This is a genomic window from Rhodobacter lacus, from assembly GCF_042683065.1.
GTDB classification, from domain to species: Bacteria; Pseudomonadota; Alphaproteobacteria; order Rhodobacterales; family Rhodobacteraceae; genus Rhodobacter; species Rhodobacter lacus.
Genome location: NZ_JBHUIX010000005.1, coordinates 57,296 through 75,108 on the forward strand (window position 1 = coordinate 57,296; position 17,813 = coordinate 75,108).

General features: G+C 63.2%; 19 protein-coding genes, 1 tRNA gene and 1 pseudogene. 5 read left to right on the plus strand and 16 right to left on the minus strand.

The annotated features are described in order from the left end of the window. Positions 1-54: 54 nt before the first annotated feature. From ACFSM0_RS05280 to ACFSM0_RS05290, 3 genes are all read right to left on the minus strand, one after another. On the minus strand, positions 55-1,434 hold the full coding sequence (locus tag ACFSM0_RS05280) for a tyrosine-type recombinase/integrase (protein ID WP_377388059.1): 1,380 nt from the start codon (positions 1,432-1,434) through the stop codon (positions 55-57). 495 nt (positions 1,435-1,929) lie between these two features. Beyond that, a complete protein-coding gene (locus ACFSM0_RS05285; RefSeq protein ID WP_377388061.1) occupies positions 1,930-4,215 on the minus strand; it encodes an Orn/Lys/Arg family decarboxylase in 2,286 nt (761 codons plus the stop codon). A 184-nt stretch (positions 4,216-4,399) separates the two neighbouring features. Beyond that, a complete protein-coding gene (locus tag ACFSM0_RS05290; protein ID WP_377388063.1) occupies positions 4,400-4,675 on the minus strand; it encodes a hypothetical protein in 276 nt (91 codons plus the stop codon). Positions 4,676-5,424: 749 nt separating this feature from the next. On the opposite strand from ACFSM0_RS05290, the pseudogene ACFSM0_RS05295 reads away from it, so the two are divergent. After that, positions 5,425-5,634 (plus strand): annotated as a pseudogene (locus ACFSM0_RS05295) (IS481 family transposase); the annotation flags it as partial. 11 nt (positions 5,635-5,645) lie between these two features. Further along, entirely contained in the window at positions 5,646-6,104 is a 459-nt protein-coding gene (locus tag ACFSM0_RS05300; RefSeq protein WP_377388065.1) for a hypothetical protein, read from the plus strand. A gap of 1,040 nt (positions 6,105-7,144) precedes the next feature. Here ACFSM0_RS05300 and ACFSM0_RS05305 read toward each other — a convergent pair. Beyond that, a complete protein-coding gene (locus tag ACFSM0_RS05305; RefSeq protein WP_377388066.1) occupies positions 7,145-7,474 on the minus strand; it encodes a hypothetical protein in 330 nt (109 codons plus the stop codon). Positions 7,475-7,868: 394 nt separating this feature from the next. Here ACFSM0_RS05305 and ACFSM0_RS05310 point away from each other — a divergent pair, with 394 nt between their 5' ends. From ACFSM0_RS05310 to ACFSM0_RS05320, 3 genes are read left to right on the plus strand one after another with little or no spacing between them, the layout of a single operon-like run. Next, entirely contained in the window at positions 7,869-8,378 is a 510-nt protein-coding gene (locus ACFSM0_RS05310; protein ID WP_377388067.1) for a tyrosine-type recombinase/integrase, read from the plus strand. A gap of 54 nt (positions 8,379-8,432) precedes the next feature. Continuing rightward, positions 8,433-8,684 (plus strand): type II toxin-antitoxin system RelE family toxin, encoded by a 252-nt coding sequence (locus tag ACFSM0_RS05315; RefSeq protein WP_377388069.1) that lies wholly within the window; start codon positions 8,433-8,435, stop codon positions 8,682-8,684. 11 nt (positions 8,685-8,695) lie between these two features. Further along, the gene (locus tag ACFSM0_RS05320) at positions 8,696-9,040 is read left to right on the plus strand and encodes a helix-turn-helix transcriptional regulator (RefSeq protein ID WP_377388071.1); all 345 of its coding nucleotides are present in this window, start codon (positions 8,696-8,698) and stop codon (positions 9,038-9,040) included. 82 nt (positions 9,041-9,122) lie between these two features. Here the strand turns inward: ACFSM0_RS05320 and ACFSM0_RS05325 are convergent, their stop codons facing one another. The 12 genes from ACFSM0_RS05325 to ACFSM0_RS05380 all read right to left on the minus strand — a co-directional run bounded on the left by ACFSM0_RS05325 (position 9,123) and on the right by ACFSM0_RS05380 (position 17,808). Next, the gene (locus ACFSM0_RS05325; RefSeq protein WP_377388073.1) at positions 9,123-10,082 is read right to left on the minus strand and encodes an IS481 family transposase; all 960 of its coding nucleotides are present in this window, start codon (positions 10,080-10,082) and stop codon (positions 9,123-9,125) included. A 337-nt stretch (positions 10,083-10,419) separates the two neighbouring features. Continuing rightward, positions 10,420-10,509: transfer RNA gene (locus ACFSM0_RS05330), tRNA-Ser, on the minus strand. Between the two features lie 139 nt (positions 10,510-10,648). Then, positions 10,649-11,200 (minus strand): CIA30 family protein, encoded by a 552-nt coding sequence (locus ACFSM0_RS05335; protein ID WP_377388075.1) that lies wholly within the window; start codon positions 11,198-11,200, stop codon positions 10,649-10,651. An 84-nt stretch (positions 11,201-11,284) separates the two neighbouring features. After that, a complete protein-coding gene (locus tag ACFSM0_RS05340) occupies positions 11,285-12,259 on the minus strand; it encodes a bile acid:sodium symporter family protein (RefSeq protein ID WP_377388077.1) in 975 nt (324 codons plus the stop codon). A 216-nt stretch (positions 12,260-12,475) separates the two neighbouring features. Then, positions 12,476-13,045, minus strand: a complete 570-nt coding sequence (locus ACFSM0_RS05345; RefSeq protein ID WP_377388919.1) for a biotin transporter BioY — start codon at positions 13,043-13,045, stop codon at positions 12,476-12,478. A gap of 32 nt (positions 13,046-13,077) precedes the next feature. Further along, positions 13,078-13,686, minus strand: coding sequence for an energy-coupling factor transporter transmembrane component T family protein (locus ACFSM0_RS05350; protein WP_377388079.1), 609 nt, complete (start codon positions 13,684-13,686; stop codon positions 13,078-13,080). Continuing rightward, positions 13,683-14,396, minus strand: a complete 714-nt coding sequence (locus ACFSM0_RS05355; protein WP_377388081.1) for an energy-coupling factor ABC transporter ATP-binding protein — start codon at positions 14,394-14,396, stop codon at positions 13,683-13,685. The genes ACFSM0_RS05350 and ACFSM0_RS05355 overlap by 4 nt, the downstream gene beginning before the upstream one ends. Before the next feature lie 136 nt (positions 14,397-14,532). Beyond that, a complete protein-coding gene (gene madM, locus ACFSM0_RS05360; RefSeq protein ID WP_377388083.1) occupies positions 14,533-15,294 on the minus strand; it encodes a malonate transporter subunit MadM in 762 nt (253 codons plus the stop codon). A 5-nt stretch (positions 15,295-15,299) separates the two neighbouring features. Further along, on the minus strand, positions 15,300-15,686 hold the full coding sequence (gene madL, locus ACFSM0_RS05365) for a malonate transporter subunit MadL (RefSeq protein WP_377388085.1): 387 nt from the start codon (positions 15,684-15,686) through the stop codon (positions 15,300-15,302). A gap of 58 nt (positions 15,687-15,744) precedes the next feature. Further along, the gene (locus tag ACFSM0_RS05370) at positions 15,745-15,954 is read right to left on the minus strand and encodes a biotin/lipoyl-containing protein (protein WP_377388087.1); all 210 of its coding nucleotides are present in this window, start codon (positions 15,952-15,954) and stop codon (positions 15,745-15,747) included. Beyond that, the gene (gene mdcG, locus ACFSM0_RS05375; protein ID WP_377388089.1) at positions 15,945-16,706 is read right to left on the minus strand and encodes a malonate decarboxylase holo-[acyl-carrier-protein] synthase; all 762 of its coding nucleotides are present in this window, start codon (positions 16,704-16,706) and stop codon (positions 15,945-15,947) included. Before mdcG ends, ACFSM0_RS05370 begins: the two co-directional genes overlap by 10 nt. 1 nt (position 16,707) lies before the next feature. Then, positions 16,708-17,808 carry an acyl carrier protein gene (locus ACFSM0_RS05380; RefSeq protein WP_377388091.1) on the minus strand — a complete coding sequence of 367 codons (1,101 nt, stop codon included), beginning with the start codon at positions 17,806-17,808 and terminating at the stop codon, positions 16,708-16,710. Between the last annotated feature and the right edge of the window lie 5 nt (positions 17,809-17,813).

Here is a 17,813-nt window from a genome sequence, read left to right on the forward strand (position 1 = left end):
GATCGAATAGATCGCGTCTGTCTTGCTGACGATTTTTACTGTGGCGTGGACTACCTAACCCACCTTCACGGCCTCCACGCATTCCCGCATCTGCTCCCCTGACGAGGCCGCGATGTAGGACGCGCGGGTGACGTTCTTCTTGTCGGGAACGTGGCCGATCACGTCCTTGATGACAGCTTCCCGGATGCCCGCCCGGTCGGCCTTGGTGGCGAACCAGCGACGGGCAGAGTGGAAATTGACCAGCGACCGCCGCACCCCTTCCCGTTTGTCATCCACGCCTACCGCCTCACGCCACCGCTTGAAGCGCTTGCCGTAGGTGTCGCCGGGGTTGGGTTGGTCGGCGAGTTCGTGGAACAGCCATTCCTTTCCCCCCTTGCCCCGTCGGCGGCGTTCAACGATTTCCATGAGGTCGGGGTGAACGGGCACCTTGCGGGCCGCTGCGTCGGTCTTGCCTTGCTGAATGTCGAAGACCAGCCCAGCGCCGCTTTCACCCTCGCGCACCTCCTCGACCCAGAGCGTCAAAGCCTCCGCCTGCCGCATGCCCGACAGCAGGCTGACTTTCAGCACATCACGCATCAACTCTTCAAATTCGGCATTCAGGGGGAAAGGCTTGTCGAGCAACGCCGCCACTTCGTCATCGGTGAAGGGGCGCTCGGTTTCTTGCCGGGAACCACGCTCGACCCGCTTGCCGCGCTTCTCGATCTGTTGGCCGTTCCAAGGCCATCCCATGTCGAGGGTGACACCGGACGGCAGCGTGACGTGCCCGCGCTGCGCCAAGAACTTCCAGTAAGAACGCAGCGCGCTCAGGTGCTTGGTCTGCGTGGCCGGGTGCATCGGGTCGATGACCTCGGAAACGTACTGCCCAGCGCTGCGCCTATCGACCCGGTCGAGCTTCACCCGCTTTTCGCGGCACCATTGGGCGAACCGTCCGATCAACCCGCGCCGCTCATTCACTGTCTTCGCGGCAAGGCCCGCCTTGGCGAGGTACTCGTTCAGGTGGTGGTCAACATCGACCCGCCCAGCATAGGCGTCGTCGAAGCCTTGTCGCTGCGAAGGCTTGAGGGCATCGGACTCCACCTCAGCTGCAAAGGCGATCAACTCGGCCTCCTCCTCGTCAAAGGCCTCCGCAAGTGCAGCACGCGACAAAGCCCCACGCTCCGCAGCCGAAGGGGCCAGCTTCACGGGCGCGAAACCGGGCAACTCAAGGGCGGTTCTGGTCCCCAAGGCGATCTGCCGGAACTGCAGGTTCGTTGCAGCTTCGAGGTCATCCCGCAGGCGCTTTGCACGCACCACTTCGGAGGTCTGCAAATTCACCAGAAGCCAGTCTCTATCGAGCGCCGAACGGGCCGCTTTGGGCACCTGACGGCGAAACCACCAAGTATTCCCCTTGAGCTTCAACAGGCGCTCTCCGCCCTTATCACTGATGCCCGCCATGACCGCTCCAAATCCCATGCTGACCAACGCATGCTGACCAATCCATGCCCCGCAAAGCCCTGAATATCAATAGAAAAAGGGCGCGAAGGTGATTTGGTTACTCCTCCCCTTGGCTCCACCAAGCCGTGAAACTTCCTGAAAATTGAAGCAATATCAGCGGGTTACGGGAAATGCCCCAGACCCCTCCGACCAAGTTCCGACCAATCATTCCGATCAAGTTTTGAGGCCCGACCGACTCAGGCCCAAGCCGCCCGATTTTGGCGAAAAAATCTGAGGCGACACTTCGACCGAAATGCTCAGGCGGCAGGCGCAACGCCACTCCCGGCCCTGACCGGCCGGTCGCGTCCTGCGCCGGGCCCTGTTGCGCGCCTGTGCCGCCGGGCTCGCCCAATAGCCGGAGAGCCGCGCCAGCCGAACCTCTGGCGCGGCTCTCCGAGCGTCGAGACGGCACCCGCTGCGACGCCCGGCCGGAGGCTCCGGCTGGGCGCTTTCGCCCTACTCCGCGACACAGTCCGAGAAGTAGCAGATCTCGCCGTTTTCCCCCTTCTCCTGCACCAGACCATGAATGTCGGTCTCGAAGCCCGGGCATTCGCGGGAGAATTCGCGGTTGAACCGCAGGTAATCCACGATCTCCTTGCTGAACACCTCCCCCGGGATCAGCAGCGGGATGCCGGGGGGGTAAGGGGTCACGAGGCTTGTGGTCACGCGGCCCTCGAGCGCGTCGATCGGCACCCGCTCGGTCTTGCGCCGCGCGATATGGGAAAACGCCTCGGTGGGCGACATCGCGGGATAATTGTCGCCCAGATAGATATCGGTCGAGAGCCGTGCCACATCATATTTGGCATAAAGCTCATGCACATGCTGGGAGAGATCGCGCAGCCCCATGCGCTCGTAGCGGGGCTGCTTGGCGCAAAATTCGGGCATCACGCGCCAAAGCGGCTGGTTGCGGTCGTAATCGTCCTTGCACTGCTGCAGCGCGGCCAGAAGCGTGTTCCAGCGGCCCTTGGTGATGCCGATGGTGAACATGATGAAGAAGCTGTAGAGCCCGGTCTTTTCCACCACCACGCCATGTTCGGCGAGATATTTCGAGACGATGGAGGCCGGGATACCGCTCTCTTCGAACCGCCCGTCGATGTTCAGGCCCGGCGTGATGATCGTGGCCTTGATCGGGTCGAGCATGTTGAAACCGCGCGCCATGTCGCCAAAGCCGTGCCATGCGTCCTGACCGGAGCTTTCCACCGCCTCGCTGTCGGTCTTCTTCAGCTCCCAGTCCTTGGCGCGGCCGATGCCTTCCTCGGCCAGCGCGTCCGGCCCCCAGACCTTGAACCACCAGTCATTGCCGTATTCTTCGTCCACCTGCCGCATCGCGCGGCGGAAATCGAGCGCCTCAGCGAGGCTCTCCCCGACCAGTGCCGTGCCCCCCGGAGGCTCCATCATGGCCGCCGCGACATCGCAGCTTGCGATGATCGAATATTGCGGGCTCGTGGAGGTGTGCATGAGGTAGGATTCGTTGAAGAGATGCCGGTCGAGCTTGGTCTCACCGCTGTCCTGCACAAGAATGTGGCTGGCCTGACTGATACCGGCGAGCAGCTTGTGCACCGATTGCGTGGCATAGGTGACAGAGTGCTTCATCCGCCCGCGTTTGCGCCCCATGGCGTGATAGGTGCCATAAAAGGGGTGGAAGGCCGCATGCGGCAGCCAGGCCTCGTCAAAATGCAGCGTCTCGACATAGCCGTCGAGCATCTCCTTCACCACTTCGGTGTTGTAAAGCACGCCATCATAGGTCGATTGCGTCAGGGTCAGGATGCGCGGTTTCACCGTCTCGGGGTCGACCCCTTCAAGCAACGGATGCGCGCGGATCTTCTCCTTGATCGCCTCGGGCGCAAATTCGGAGCGCTGGATCGGCCCGATGATGCCCCAGTGGTTGCGGGTCGGTTTCAGGAAGATCGGGATCGCGCCGATCATCACGATGGCATGCAGGATCGACTTGTGGCAGTTGCGGTCAACAATCACCACATCTCCGGGCGCCACGTTGTGATGCCAGACGATCTTGTTGGAGGTCGAGGTGCCGTTGGTGACAAAGTAGCAGTGATCGGCGTTGAAGATCCGCGCTGCGTTCTTTTCCGATTCTCCGATCGCACCATTGTGGTCGAGCAGCTGGCCAAGCTCCTCGACCGCATTGCAGACATCGGCGCGCAGCATGTTCTCCCCATAGAACTGGTGATACATCTGCCCGATGGGCGATTTCAGGAAGGCGACCCCGCCGGAATGCCCGGGGCAATGCCACGAATAGGAGCCGTCCTCGGCGTAATCGAGAAGCGCCCGGAAGAACGGCGGCTGGATGTACTCGAGATAGTTCTTCGCTTCGCGGATGATGTGGCGGGCGACGAATTCGGGCGTGTCTTCAAAGGCATGAATGAAGCCGTGCAGCTCGCGCAAAACATCGTTGGGCAGGTGCCGCGAGGTCTTGGTCTCGCCATAGATATAGATCGGCACGTCTTCGTTCTTGGAGCGGACCTCGCCGATGAAGGTGCGCAGGTTCAGCACCGCCGGATCAAGGTCCGGGCCGGGGGTAAATTCCTCATCGTCGATGGAAAGGACGAAGGCCGCCGCACGGCTTTGTTGTTGCGCGAATTGCGACAGGTCGCCGTAGCTCGTCGCGCCCAGCACCTCGAACCCCTCGTTTTCGAAGGCTTCGGCAAGGGCACGGATGCCAAAGCCGGAGGTGTTTTCAGACCTGAAATCCTCGTCGATAATGACGATCGGAAAGTGAAACTTCATCGGCCCATCCCTGTTGCGGCGCTCGGTGCCATGACCTTCTCGAAGCGGCGCGCCATCACGTCAAGGCCAATATATCCCAAAAGACGCCCAATGCGATCTGCATCCTCCAGGGCCTGAGGTGATCCCCCTTCCGCGGAGAGATCTGCGGCGTTGCGTGAGTTGCCCGCGGATCATGCCGCCGCCTTCAGGTGTTGGCCGTGGCGCGGCGCCGCACAGCGTTTTGGTCGGTGAAGGTGAAGGGCCGCGCTGGGGCTGGAACAGCTCCGGCGAAACTGCGACTTTCACGCCTTCGATCCTTGTGCAGGGCGTCCGCTTCGACGACGCTGACGCCGAGATCGCGCGTATATTGGACCGCGGCAAGCGGCCTGAAGAGCGCGAGGCATGCCCGCCGATAAGCCGATAAACGGCTCCGCACCGTCTGCCATTCCTTCATCACCGACGGGCGCATCCAGTTCTGCATACCGCCTCCGGCTCTCTATCGGGACCACATTCACCCCACGGCGCAGGGCACGGCGCGACTGGCCGCGGCCATCGCGGCCTCCCTGCGCGCGCGCGACGCGATGAGGGGGCGCGGGCGCTGATCTCCCGACCAAGAGCCCGTCCGCGCGCCTTCGAGGTCCGCAGCCGGGCTGCTCAACCCTCTGGCCTCCTTTAACGCCGGGCGCGGATGATAGGGTGTTGAGGGAGATCACAAAGGTTCAATGGCGTGAGGTCACAGTGCGTCACCGAAACTGCGCTGCTGCAACATCAAGTGGCTCGCACTGCAGAACTTCGTGGCGCGCGACACTCAAGGCATCCCGAAACGAAGGCATCTTGTAACCCGACAAAATAACTCGGTACGACCGAGGTAATCCGGGAGCAGCCGGGAGCAGGCGGTAAGTAACCGAGATTGCGTCGCTTTTCTGGTTCGTTGGCGGGTGGGGGCGCCGCTGAACTTTGCACTCGTGACGGGCAGCCGGTATCCCACAATAACCGCTCTGGGCCCATATCCCGCGCACTCAGGCGCTTCTGCAACTCCTCACGAAACACACTAAAAGGCCGATTTTACGGGCATTTTTCGGTTCAGCGGCGCGTTCGCCTTGCGGGTAACTTTGCACTTTTTGCGGCTATCGCGGATCAAGCACAAAGTTACGTCAAATCAATATGTTGAGCCATTATCGCAAGTGCCCTGGGCAGAACTTCCGCGATCTGGCCAGGCGAAGCGGGTAGAGCCGAGAACTGGGTATCAATCCTAAGACGGTTGCGAAGTGGCGGAAGCGCGCAACGGTCGATGATATGAAGACCGGACCATCCGAGCCGCGTTCCACCGTCCTCACCGAGGCTGAAGAGGCGATGGTGGTGGCGTTTCGGCGCCACACGCTGCTGCCGCTCGATGACTGCCTCTATGCGCTTCAGCCAACCGCGATGTCCTTGAGGCGACCGAGACCCTGGTGTTTGTGTTCAACAGTGCCGATTTCGGGGATCCCTCGTCCTGGGCAAACCCGCTCACGCATCCGCGGGCGCATCCGGTCTCGGCGCTGGCCTATCTGATCGAGAGAACCCTGATCCAGCCCGACCCCGATCCGACGCCCCCCGAGCTGCAGGTGCCGCCGCGCGATCCGGTCGCGGCGCTGACCGAAGTGGTCCGGGCCTGCGATTGCGATGTCCATGTCTGGCTCTATCCGACGCGCGACGAGCTTTCAGAGGCAGATCCGGGGGCCTCGGCGCTCGAGACGGGTTTTGCGCCTTTTGCGCAAGCCCTTGGCGAGAGGATCACGCTGCACCACGTCGCGCAGATCCCCGATTGGGGTCCGGCTCTCTATCGCGACCACATTCACCCCACGGCGCAGGGCACGGCGCGACTGGCCGCGGCCATCGCGGCCTCCCTGCGCGCACCGGCGACGCAGTGAGGGGCACGGGCGCTGATCTCCCGACCAAGAGCCCGTCCGCGCGCCTTCGAGGCCCGCAGCCGGGCTGATCCACCCTCGACGCCGGGCGCGGATGATGGGGTGTTGAAGGGGATCACAAAGGTTCAATGGCGTGAGGTCACAGTGCGTCACCGAAACTGCGCTGCTGCAACATCAAGTGGCACGCACTGCAGAACTTCGTGGCGCGCTACAGTGGCCTTGCCGCCGCAGGATGGCGCAACGGGATGACACCGCAAGGATATGCGGTCAGAGCATAGCTCGCAGTTCTACCCGCTTCGCCTGCCGGATCGTGGAAGTTCTGACCAAGTCACCTGCGATAATGGCTCAACGCATTGATTTAACGTAACTTTGTACTTGATCCGCGATAGCCGCAAAAAGTGCAAAGTTACCCGCAAGGCCAACGCGTCGCTGAATCGCAAAATGCCCGTAAAATCGGTCTTTTAGTGTGTTTCGTGAGGCGTTGCAGACGCACCTGCGTGCGCGGGATACGGGCCCAGAGCGGTTATTGTGGGAGACCTGCTGCCCGTCAAGAGTGCAAAGTTCAGCTGCGCCCACCCCGTCGCCACACCGGAAAAGCGCCGCAATCTCGGTTACTTACCGCCTTCTCCCGGCTGTTCCCAGCTGTTCCCGGATTACCTCCGTCGTAACGGGTTATTTTGTCGGGTTACAAGTTATTTTGTCGCGCTTGTAGCGCGCCACGAAGTTCTGCAGTGCGTGCCACTTGATGTTGCAGCAGCGCAGTTTCGGTGAGGAGAGCATCACGTTTCGCCCGCGCCACCGCCGCCAGCTCGGCCCCGCTGCGCCGGTCCACCCAGGCCCACGCGGTTGGGTCGACGCTCAGGCCCGGCGCCTCGCGCTCGGGCATCGCCACGGGCGCGCCGTCTTTGAACCAGATGCCTGCGCCATCGCTCTCGCCTTCCCAAAACGCGGCGCCCCGGGGAGATTGGCGGCGAGATCCGCGGCGGCGCAGGTGATCGCGCGGAGCACTTCGCCCGTCGCCCCGTCGTAAATCAGGCCCCGGATCATTTCTTGACCTCCAGCGCGCGCAGCGAGCGGTTTTCTGCGATCAGGCCAACCATCGACGGGTTTTGCACCTCCAACGTGTAGGTGCGCGCGCCGGTTGCGGTGGGTGCGTCGAGCACACCGCCAGCAAAGGGCGCAACACTGCCCGCGAGATAGGCGCGGCTGTCATAGATCGTCGTCGTGCCGCGCCGGAGCCTGATCCCCAATGTCCCCGCGCTCGTGCCCACCGCGCCGAAGGCGTAATCCAGCATCACCGGCGCCCCAGTCGAGGTGTAAAGGACAAGGAAACGGTGGCGGATGACCGGATCGTGGAAGCTGCGTCGCAGCAAGAGGCGACTTGATGAATGGCCGGAGAGGGCCGGGCACGTGGATCTGCACCGTTCGGCACCGGAGCCCCGCAAAGGCAGCTCCTGCGCCATCACATCGCTCCACTTGGGGTGAGCGAACGACTGCAATGGCGGTTTTCTGCGGATGCGATGCGGAAGCTGCGGCAGTCCGCTTCCCGCCCCCTTGATCGATCGAAACGACGGATGGATCGGTGCTACACTTCCGGATCGGCGGAGCCGAGGACGTGGTGGGCGTGGCGGAGGGGAGTACCCTCATGACCATCGAAACCTTGCCCGCTCTTGCCCGTCCCGCGCGCCGTGGAACAAGGGCCGCATCATCGGCCAAAAGCTTCCGCTGCAGCCGAAGCATGTCTGGTCCATCCGCGTGCGGCTTGAAATGGCCGACAATCGGCGCGACCTTGCCCTGTTCAACATGGCCGTCGACAGCAAACTCAGGGGCTGTGATCTGGTCGGCCTCAGGGTGAACGACGTCTATGCCGCCGGTCACGTTAAGGAACGTGCCTCGGTGACCCAGAGCAAGACCCACAAACCCGTCCGCTTCGAGATCACCGAGACCACGCGCTTGGCGCTGGAACGGTGGATCGAGGATCCCGAAATGATCGGCAGCGAATATCTCTGGCCCAGTCGCGTTCACGACAGCCCCCACCTGTCGACGCGCCAATATGCCCGGATCTTGCGCGACTGGGTTCTTTCGATCGGGCTTGAGCCCAGTGCCTATGGCACACATTCAATGCGGCGCACGAAAGTCGCGCAGATCACCAAGAAGACCGGAAATCTGCGCGCCCTGCAGCTGCTTCTGGGCCACACAAAGATGGACAGCACCGTTCGGTGTCTGGGCGTCGATCTGGAAGACGCGCTGACGCTGTCGGAAGGGATTGATCTGTGACCTTTGCCCGGCCGACGCCTGCTGTCCAAGCGCAATGTCGCGTAAAGCTACATCATGAGGCAGATCAGCACCACGAAAGCCTCGATCAAGGCCTTGCGGCGGATGCCCGCTAATACCGCTGCGCTGATCCGCACCAAGATCGAAGCCTATGCACAAGACCTAAGCTCGCAGGCCAATAACGTGAAGCCTTTGAAAGGCCGGGAGGGTATTCGGCTGAGGGTGGGGGACCCGCGGGTGATCATGGATGATCAGGGCAATGTTCTGGCCATTCTCGATATCGGGCCGCGCGGCGGCGTCTACGGCTGAAGGGGTTTGAGATGAACGAGATGGTGACGATCCCGCGCGAAGAATATGATCGCCTGCGGGCTGCCGCGGAGGATCTGGTCGACCTGCAAAGCTATGACCGCGCCACGGCGCGGCTTGCGGCGGGAGAGGACGAGTTGATCCCGGCGGACTATGCGGACCGCCTGTTGAATGGCGAAAGTGCCTTGCGCGTTTATCGCGATCTGCGCGGACTGACCCAAGCTGCGCTGGCCAAGAAATCGGGCGTGAAGCGGGTCACCGTTGCCGAGATCGAGACCGGCCGAAAGCAGGGCTCGATCGCAACATTGCGCGCGCTGGCCGCTGCGCTTGGCGTGAGTCTAGATGATCTGACGGAGTAACGCCGGCCCATACTGGTCACTCGACCTTCCTCAGGAATGCTGCGACCGCAGCCCGCTTAGCCGCAGCGGCAGATGCTGGTGCCTAGTTGTTTAGTCTTGGCATTTGGTGGATCGGGTTCAAGATGAATCTGTCCGGCTCTGCAGTCCAGATCTTGCAGATGTATTCATAGGGTGTGAGCCCGTTGAGGGTCTTGAGCCTGCGCGCGAAGTTGTAAGCTGCGATGAAGTCTGCAAGGTGCGTACGCAACTGATCATGGCTGTCGGAATGGAAGCGTTTGACGGTCGCCTCCTTGATGGTGCGGTTCATCCGTTCGACCTGCCCGTTGGCCCATAGATGGTTGGGCTTGGTCAGTCGGTGCTCAATCCCGTTGGCGTCACAGATCCTGTCGAAACGCATGGGGCGGGAATAAGCAGTGTTCCGGTTCCGAGGCTGCTCAGCGAAGGGAATACCGTTGTCAGTGAGGACGGTATGGACTTGGTATGGCACAGCCTCGAGCATGTGTTGCAGGAATTCCCAGGCTGTCTTCCTGTCAGCCTTCTCCACGAGTTGGGTCACGGCAAACTTGCTCGTGCGATCGATGCCAACGAAAAGAAAGAGCTTTCCTTCAGCAGTCTGCACTTCGGCGATGTCCATGTGAAATAAGCAGATCGGGTAGCGTTTGAACTTCGACCGCTTCGGCTTGTCGCCCTCGACGTCAGGCAGGCGCGAGATGCCATGTCGTTGCAGACAGCGGTGCAGCGTTGAGCGTGTCAGCTGCGCAATGGATAGCTGAAGCGCAGAGAGGCCGTCATCGAGCGGCAGCAGCGTGTGGCGCCGAAACGCCACGACCATCGCCTCTTCAGCCTCGGTGAGGACGGTGGAACGCGGCTCGGACGGTCCGGTCTTCATATCTTCGACCGTTGCGCGCTTCCGCCACTTCGCAACCGTCTTGGGATTGATACCCAGGTCTCGGCTCAGCGTCGCGAGCGAAGCTTGCGATCGCTGTATTGCTGCTCTAACGGCGTAGGTGGTCGTGGCGCTGCCGTGACGAACTTGTCCCATAGGGCATCCTTCCATTCCTGCGAAAGGATCACACCATCAAACCGTGAGATCAAACACCTAAGGGCGCGATGTCACGGCATCAGGTGCGTCTTTCAGCCCGTGGCAGTGCGGCCAATGTCTCCTACAGCTCTTAGCCTGCTTTCGAGAACGTCAGTGCGGTGCTGTGGCTCAGGGCATCCCGAAACGAAGGCATCTGTTGAAGTCTTCAGGCGTTCTCACGGCAAAGAGATGGGGCACAACATGTGTGGGAGACATGTATGGAAAGCATGTGTGGGAAGGTCGACCACCCCTCCTCTAAGGCGCTGATTTTAATCGCAAATCCGTGAGGCAGGGAAAGTGGCGGAGACGAAGGGATTCGAACCCTCGAGACCCTTCCGGGCCTGCACCCTTAGCAGGGGTGTGCCTTCGACCACTCGGCCACGTCTCCGTCGACCCGTATATGCGGCAAGTCTCGGCAGAACAAGCGCCTTTTTGATGTGACCGGCAGACGCAGGCAAATCGCCGTCGCGGCAAATCTTCTTCAAACGATCCGCGTCGGCACGCGGGTGCGAACGCGGGCCTGCGGCTCAGTAAAACCCGATCGCACGCAGCTCCACATCCGCGCTGTAATCGCGGCCATACGCCACCAGAGCCACCGAAATCAGGTCTTGCGGGCGCGGCGTTGCGCGCAGCATCCGGCCGGAGGGGTGAAACGCCGCAAACGGCAGCCGGAGCCTGCGCCATCGGCCTTCGCTCTCGAACCGGGCCTGATAATACTGCCAGGGAAACACCATCTGCCGGGTGTGCAGATGCACGAAATACTCCGCGCCATTGCCCCGCACCTCAAGCCAGACCCCCTGCGTGGCCGCATCCGGCGCTGCGCCAAGTGCGCGCCGCATCTGCAAGAACCCGCCCTGATGCGCGGTGCTGACTTCGCCGGTCATCCGCGCCCTGCCCCCGCGCGAGCCGCGGATCATCTCCAGCGCCCCGGTCGAGACACCGCCCATCACGGCATCGGTGTAAAACTTCCAGCGCGTCTCCGGCTGGCCGGAAAAATCGTCGATCACGCTCTCGGCGCCATGCGCCTGGCCGATCCCGAGCGCGGCGGCCATCGCCGTGAGAAAAACCCGCCTGTGCATCTCTGCCTCCCTCATCGCTGCGCGCCGTGATGGGAGCACGATTCGCGCGCGCTTGCCAGTCACGGCTGCGCGCGAGGGCGCGGATCAGGCGTCTTCGGGCAATTGCCGCGCCGCGCGTTGAGAGACAAAGGCACAGATCAGCAATTGCGTGATGTGATAGATCATCGCGGGCAGCACAATCGCGCCCACCTCGGCAACGGGAAAGAGCGCCGAGGCAATTGGCAACCCGGTGGCGATGCTTTTTGTGGAGCCGCAAAAAAACAGCGCCGCCCGGTCTTCGCGCGGCAGGCCGAACAGGCGCCCCGCGCCCACCATCAGCCCCATGCTGATCGCGAGGAACACCACGATCGCGCCGAAAAGCGCCCCCAGACGCGCGGGCGGCACCGCCTCCCACAGGCCCGAGACAGTGCCCGCGCTGAAGGCCGAATAAACGATCAGCAGGATCGAGCCGCGATCGACCAGCAGCGTCAGCCGCCGGTGCCGCGCCACGAAAAAGCCGATCAGCGGGCGCAGCGCCTGCCCCAGCACGAAGGGCAACAGAATTTGCGTGCCGATACGGATCACGGCGTCAAAATTGATCTCGCCGCCGCCGGTGTGCAGCATCACCGCAACCAGAAGCGGCGTGAGCGCCACCCCCACGAGGTTGGACAACGAGGCGGCGCAAATCGCGGCGGGCACATTGCCCCCCGCAATGCCGGTGAAGGCGATCGAGGATTGCACGGTCGAGGGCAGCACCGCCAGAAACAGGATGCCGAGCGTCACCTCTGGCCCGAGCACCGGCTCGGCGAAGGGGCTCAAGGCCAGACCGAGCAGCGGGAACATGACATAGGTGGCCAGAAAGGTCAGCCCCTGCAGCCGCCAGTTCAGCAGCCCCGCGCGCACCGATTGCGGATCGAGCTTGAGCCCGTAGAGGAAAAAGAGCAGCGACACGGCCCAATAGGTCAGGCTCTTGAGCCCGACCGCGGCGATCCCCTGCGCTGGCACCACAACCCCCAGCACCACCGTGCCGATCAAAAGAAGCATGTAAGTGTCGATGCCGAAACGTTTGAGCGGATTCATGTCGTCTCCTGAAACTGCCGCGCCTTCTTCTCGCCGTGGCGCCACCGGGTCAAGCGCGAATGGCTGTGTAAAGTAGCTTGGGCCCCCCGAAACGGGGGGCCCAGTAGGCACATGTGCCGGGAAGGGGCGCGCCTTTGCCGCAAACGTTCCGGGGGTCCGGGCCGCGGCGCCCCGGCCTGTTCGTGCCGCAACCGGCAACTGGCCTGCTGGCCTGCCTCATGCGGAATGTTCGGCTGACGGCCGGATGATCGGCCAGGCGCGCTTGACAGACATCGCGATCACCGCGGTCAAGGCCGCCTTGATCAAATCGCCCGGGATGAACGCCATCGAGCCCACCGCCGCGGCTTTCAGCGTCAGCCCGGCCTGGAAGGCCAGCACCGGAATGCCGATGGCGTAAAGCACGACAATGCCGCCCACCGCGGCATGCGTGAACGAGCTCACGACGGTGAGCTTGCGCCAGCCCAGCTCATGCAGCAGCCCCGTCACCCAGGCCGCAGGAACCCAGCCGAGCATGAACCCCACGGTCGGCCCGGCAAACACACCAAGCCCGCCGCGCCCGCCCGCAAGGATCGGCAGACCGATGGCGACGAGCGCGAGCAAAAGCACAATCGCCAGCGCCCCGCGCCGTGCGCCCAGAATGGCCCCGGCCAGCATCGGCCCCATTGATTGCGCGGTGATCGGCACCCCGATCACCGGCAGCGTGATCGGCGGAAAAATCGCGAGCGCGGCCGTCAGCGCGGCGAAGAGAGCGATATAGACGATATCGACGGTCTGGGTCGGACGCATGTCCATGGCGGGGATCCTTTTTACCAGAGAGATCAGGAAATCGGGGGGCGCGCCGGATCGTCATGGCCCGAACGGGCCTCGATCGCGGCGGCAACATCTTCGGCGGATTTCAGCACCCGCACGATCAGCGGCAGCAGCAGCGCGAGCGGGTTGCGCTCAAGCCCGCGCGCGGCCTGCGCCTCACGCACCCGCTCGGCCTCTTCGCCGATCACCGGGATGAAGCGCAGCGCGAGCGAAAAGGCGAGCCCGACACGGCCCGGGTCAACGCCGAACCGCGCGAAGGGTTTGAGCCCGCGCTCGATGGTGGCGATCATCGCCTCGGCGGGGGTCGTCAGGGTGACGAGCGCGGCGAGCAGCACCAGCGTCACGATCCGCATGACCACCAGCACGCCGCTTTGCCAGTCGGCCAGCCAGAGCTGGGCGGCAAAAAGCAGCGCAAGCATCCACAGCATCGGCCGCACCTGCCGCGAAAGCCGGGCCGGGCCGGTGCTTGCAAGGCGAAACGCAACCGCGGCGCAGAGCGCCAGCGCCAGCATCACGCGCCAGTCATTCACCACAACGATGCCGGTGCCGACAAGCGCCAGTGCCGCAAGTTTCGCGCCCGCGGGCAATTGCTTCAAGAAGGCATGAACCGCGCTCATTGCATCAACCGCAGATAATGCGCGATCGCCGGTCCGGGCGTGTCATCCGCCACGATCCGGCCCTCGTCAAACACCAGAACACGGTCGAAATCAGAAATCAGATCAAGATCATGGCTCACCACAATCGCGGTCTCGTCGAGCCCGGAGATCACTTCGGCGATGCGGCGCGCATTGCGCAGGTCAAGCGCGGTCGTCGGCTCGTCAAAAACCACGCAAGAGGGCGCGGTGATCAGCACGCCGGCAATCGCCAGCATCTGCTTTTGCCCGCCCGAAAGCTTGTGCGCAGACTGCGCGGCCAGCGCTTCAAGCCCGAAGCGGGCGAGCATCTGGCCGACCTTCTCCTCCCGTTCGGCGCGACCGAGCCCGAGCCCTTTCAGGCCGAAGGCGAGATCTTCCGCGACGGTGGGAAAAACGATCTGGTTGTCAGGGTTTTGAAACACAAAGCCGACCTTGCGGCGCACGGCCTTGATATCACGCGCGGTATCCAGCCCGTCGACCGTCACGCGCCCCCGATCGGGGACGAGGAGGCCGTTGAGCAGCCGCGAAAAGGTGCTCTTGCCCGAGCCATTGGCGCCAATGATGGCGATGCGGCGTTCGGTGAGCGTTGCGGTGATCTCGCGCAGCACCGGTTTGTCGGTAAAGCGATGCGACACCGCGGAAATCTCGATCCGGGCGGTGCCGGACACTGTGGCAGAGGGTGCCGCAGGCAACGGGACGCTGATGCTGCCTGCGGCGCTTTGCAACCCCTGGTGCGGGAGCTGGACACTTGAATGGATCATCGGACCGGCCTATCTCACCTGAGGTTGCAGAGTTTCATATATCTGTTTGATTAGCTCTTGGCGGAGATCAACCGAACAGGGCGACGAGAGTCATGTAGCCAATCGACGGGACGACCAGACAGCCGAAACCGGTGTAGAAGGTCGCCGTCAGGGCACCATAAGGGACCAGTTTCGGGTCGGTTGCCGCCAGACCCGCGCTGACGCCGCTTGTGGTGCCCATCAGCCCACCGTAAACCGCGGCCGCAGCCGGGTTGTCGAGGCCCGCGATTTTCGCGAGGAACGGCGTCAGGATCATCACGGCGATGGATTTCACCACACCGGCGGCGACCGAGAGCGCGATCACTTCCGACGAGGCACCGAGCGCCGCACCCGTGACCGGGCCAACGATGAAGGTGGTGGCGCCGCCGCCGATCGTGGCCATGTCAACCGGGCTGGTGTAGCCGAAGGCATAGGCCGTGGCCGAACCGATCACGGTGGCGATGACCACCGAGACGATCAGCGCGAGCACGCCCGGCAGACCGGCTTTTTTCAGTTCTTCGAGCTTAACGCCGAAAGCGGTCGACACGATCGCGAAGTCGCGCAGCATGCCGCCCCCCATCAGGGCAAAACCCGAGAACAGGGTGATGTCCGAGATGCCTTTTTTGCCGCCGGTGATTTCGCCGCCGATATAGGCGAGGATCAGACCGACGAGGATCGCGATGGCCGAACCGTGGATCCGGTTGTTGGTCAGCTTGCCGATCGCGTAGGACGCGGCCATGATCACGCCAACAGTGACGAACGCCGTGATCAGCGGCACTTTTTCCATGGTGCTGTAGAGAATGTCAAACATTGGTCTTACTCCGCGGCAGAGGATTCAGCCGAGCCCGTTTTCGGGCTGAGCGCGGCAAGCGGGCGGATCAGCAGGAAGCCCGCGGCGACCGAGCCGAGACCCGCGATGAACGCGAGCGCGCCCGCGTTGAACGCGGCCACGACGTTCTGGCTCGCGGCCATGGCAACGACGATCGGGATATACATCTGCGACCAGAACTTGATCCCGTCCTGCGCCAGTTTCGAAAACTTGTCGCGGTCCATCAGATAGCGGGTCACGAGCACGAGCAGAAGCATCGCGATACCCACACCGCCGACATCCGATTCGATGCCGACAAGATGACCGACGAGACGCCCGAGGAACGTCCCGACGATCATGCAGCCGCTCATCAGAGCGACACCGTAAATAAGCATGTCCAGTCCTCCTGTATTTGGCCGACGGGGGACGGCAGGGCCGCCCCCGGCCAATCCCTTATTCGATGGTCATGATAACCGCACCGGGCTTCACCCGGTCGCCAGCTTTCACGGCGATCGACTTCACCACGCCGTCACAGGGCGCCGGGGTGTTGTTTTTCATTTTCATCGCCTCGATCACGGCAACGTTTTGCCCTTTCGTGACAGTGGCGCCTTCCGCCACTTCCAGCGACACCACGACCGACGGCATCTTCACTTTCACATCCATAGCCTTCTCCTTTCGGCTTGCTTCTTGGGGGATTGCAGCTCGCTCCCGGCACCACCCGCAGGGGCCCGAAAAACGAGTGTCTCATCGATCCGGGCGCGGGAGACGAGCTCCACCCCCGTGATCGTCTTGCCCAGCACCGTATCGGAGCCAGACAGTAGTTCGCTCAGTTTCACGCCGATGCCCCCCGCCAGCTCGACTTCGATGTCGAAGGCGGTCCCGGTGCACAGCGTGAGGTCATGCACCGCGGCGGCAAGCGCCGCGAGCTGGTCGGGGCGCGCGGCGCGCACCACGAGATCGATATCGGAATCGGGTCGGGTATAGGCCAGCCCGGTGACCGCGCGCAGCGCGACCGAGCCGATCAACCCGATCTCGACGCCCGTGGCCACGCCGATGCGGTGCAACTCACCGATCGCCGGATGCAGCACATCGCCCAGCGTCTCGGCCAGCACCATCACCTCCCACGGCGTCAGCGTGGCGGTGATCTGGTCGCGCGCCACGCCAACGGCGGCGCGCACCCGTGCCTCTCCCACCCGGAACGGGAAGGAAAAGCCAATCTGGCCGCCGCCGTCCGGGCAAGGCCCGGTGGGGCGGCACACGATGCCGGGAATGCGCTCGCGCAGCACCGTCTCGCGCACCCGCGCCTCGATCTGGCAGTTGCGCATCGGCTCGGGCAGCGCGGCGATCACCGCGGGCAGGAGCGCGGTGCGCGCAACATCGTTCAGATAAACGAGCGTATGGCGATTGTGCAGCATCTCAGCGCCTCTTCACCCAGGCCGGGTCGGTCTTCGCGTGCTGGCTCAGATCGCGTTGCGCCGTCACCATGGCCTCGAAAAGCCGTGTCTTGTCTGGCCCTTCGATCACGATCGGGGCCGCAGGCTCCGCCGCCGGATCGACAAGCCCCGGCACGAGTTCAAGCCGCGTCACCGCCGCGTTGAGCTCCACGTCATGGGGCACTTTCACCACCCGGCTCTTGATCCGCAGCACGGTGCGCGCGGTCTTTTCGATCACGTCATTCGCGCTCGCAGGTGTCGCGCGCACGATCACCTCATATTCGGGATAGGTGCGCTCGCGCCGGTAGGTGATGATCTGCCCCTCGCGGTCACAGACATGGCCCGCCGCCGAGACGAGGAAGCTGTCGCCCATCGGCAGACCGCCCACCACAAGTTCGCGCCACGCCGGCCCGCGCGGCGAGGGCACGAGCGAAATATCGTCGCGCAGCGGCACGCCATCGAGCACCAGCCAGCCAAATTCCTGACAGCCGTAAAGGTCATGCACCTCGTAGCCGAACCGCGCCGCGACCGGGATCAGCTCCTGATCAAGCGGCGTGCCGGCGCACAGCAGCACACAGTTTTTCGGCATCTCATCCTTCAGATCGAGCGCCTCGGCCTGTTCAAGGCCCGCGCGCAGGAAGGAGGACTCGCCCAAAATCACCTGCGGCGCCTCGCGGCATGCGGCAAGCAGGAGCGCATCCCGGCTCGAGCGCTGCAGGTGGCTCCAGGTCACCGCGCAGTCATCCAGCGCGGGCTTGGAGAAAACGTTGACGAGGGGGGGGTAGGTGACAAGCATCCTTGCCCCCCCCTCCAGGTTCAGCCTTCCAAAGATCGCACGGGCAACGGCGCTGCGGTCGGGGAGTTCCGCGTATGTTACACCCACGATGGTCTGGAAGGCTGACGAGCCTGTAGTGAAGGTCAGGTAAGCCAGGTTGAACGGGCTGTGCACTTCTTCGATGACATGCGCCGCAGTCGGCCCCGCGATGCCCTTGTCGCCAAGGGTGCGGTGCGGCATTTCCTCGAAGGTCGGCACCGATCCAAAGACCGCGAGGGCCTCTTCGATCGCCGTGAGTTTGTCCGACATGGCTT